General features: G+C 42.7%; 3 protein-coding genes. All 3 read right to left on the minus strand.

What is annotated here, in order from left to right; all coding sequences use genetic code 11:
• Nucleotides 1-872 (minus strand): ROK family glucokinase (locus BSG1_RS19185; protein ID WP_006838898.1); only part of this gene is annotated, 872 nt, incomplete at its 3' end.
• Between the two features lie 18 nt (nt 873-890).
• Nucleotides 891-1,088, minus strand: coding sequence for a YqgQ family protein (locus tag BSG1_RS19190; protein WP_006838899.1), 198 nt, complete (start codon nt 1,086-1,088; stop codon nt 891-893).
• 522 nt (nt 1,089-1,610) lie between these two features.
• Nucleotides 1,611-2,038: spore germination protein (locus tag BSG1_RS19195; RefSeq protein ID WP_006838900.1), on the minus strand; the 428-nt coding region annotated here is incomplete at its 5' end.

Here is a 2,038-nt window from a genome sequence, read left to right on the forward strand (position 1 = left end):
AATGCAAACGAGTTAAAATATTTATCAACAGGTGTAAGCAGCACCTCTCCAGCTCTTGAGACTCCCCCACCTAAGACAATTTTGTCCGGATTCAATGCATTCCCAAGGTTGGCAATTGCAAGTCCTAAATAAAACGCCAGTTGATCTACGATGGATACTGCAAGAACATCGCCACCACGTGCCTCATCAAAAATTTGCTTCGCAGAGATGATTCCATCTGCTTCTAAAGTCGAACGAAGGGAAGATGATTCTGCGCTTTCTTCCAATGCTTTTAAAGCCAGCCTCACAACTCCTGTAGCAGAAGCCACGGTTTCAAGGCATCCCTTCTTGCCGCAGTTACATTGAAATCCGCCTTCAGGCATCACTGTAATGTGTCCTATTTCACCGGCAGCTCCTCTGTTTCCGTGTACGATATCACCATTTGTGATGACACCTCCGCCGACACCGGTTCCTAATGTAACAGCGACTATATCCTTGGCACCATTACCAGCACCTTTCCACATTTCACCTATAGCAGCGCAGTTTGCATCATTATCAATGACACACGGAAGACCTGTTTCAACTTCCAGCAAGTCTTTTAGCGGTGTATTCTTTTCCCATCCGAGATTGACCGCTTCGTATATGATACCATTTGTCATATCAACCGGGCCGGGCGCACCCATACCGATACCCTTTAACTTTCCTTTTGATTCTCCCAGTTCATCGAGATGATGATCAATGGATTTTGCGATGTCGACAATGATATTCTTTCCATTCTCAGAAGTGTCCGTCGGAATTTCCCACTTATGTACTATTTCACCGTATAAACTTATAAAGGCTAATTTAGTTGTTGTACCGCCTAAATCTACGCCCACAAGCCATTTATCCGCCATTATATTCACCCTGTTTCTCTACTTATTATTTTCTCTTGATAATTCACTTCGAAGAACCAACATGGATGTCTGGAATTCAGTCGGGCTGATCAGACCAGTTTGATACAGCTCTCTTACTTCTTCCTGCATCATTTCCAAATCTGCCATGCGGTCACCCAAGTATATGAATACTCCATATTTTTTTAACATTTGCTGAACATCGTACATGTTTTTCATTAGAAGCACCGTCTTTCAAGCATTGCTAACCCTTACAGTATAAAATAAAGTCCTCCTCTTCTCAAGAAAATCTCAAGCTATTTATGAAGATGCAGGGATTTTGAAAACTTTCTAATTGGTTCTGTTGTTTTTATCTTCTGATTGTAGTTCTTCCGGGTTCAGATCAAATGGCGAAACGATTCTATAGGGTACGGTTTGCGATTTGCAACAATTCTTAAACCTTCTCTCACGATTCCAGTCTGAATTGGTACATTCCTCGGTTAATCTTACCATTATTATCATGATTCCCTTCTGCAATGGTATGTTTACGACAAATCACACCTTTGCACCGGAATCCCTGGACGTTTAGCAACATACGCATTACTCAACCTCTACATGAGTTAAAGGAGAAAGCCATAGTGTATTTAAATAGCCCCAACAGAAAAAAGAGGACAAAACCTCATGCGATTTCGTCCTCCACTCAAGTATAGTTTAGTTCTGCTTTTTTCCGAACTCTAGTCCGTTACTGTCAATACTAAAGAATCAACGATCAGGGTCTTGCGGATTAAGGAATCTCGGGCGTCTGTTTTTCAATGGCATAGGCGACCTTAAAAGGACATCTCTCATAGCCCTGAAATTGAACGGGATGAACGGCCACATGTACGGAACACCAAATGACTTGATTCTTGAAAGCATCAGGATCCAGGCAGCTATGCCGATGACAAAGCCATACACACCAAAGAGAGCTGTTATAATTAATAACACAATTCGGATAATACGGTTGGCCAGGCTCAATTCATAGCTTGGTGTTGAAAAAGTTCCAATTGCAGCGACTGCCAGGTACAGAATAACTTCATTCACGAAAAGTCCAACTTCAACCGCCACCTGGCCGATCATCAATGCCGCAACAAGCCCAAGCGCCGTTGCCAGTGAGGTTGGAGTATGTATGGCAGCCATCCGAAGCATATCTA

Source organism: Bacillus sp. SG-1, from assembly GCF_000181495.1.
Taxonomy (GTDB): domain Bacteria; phylum Bacillota; class Bacilli; order Bacillales; family Bacillaceae_B; genus Rossellomorea.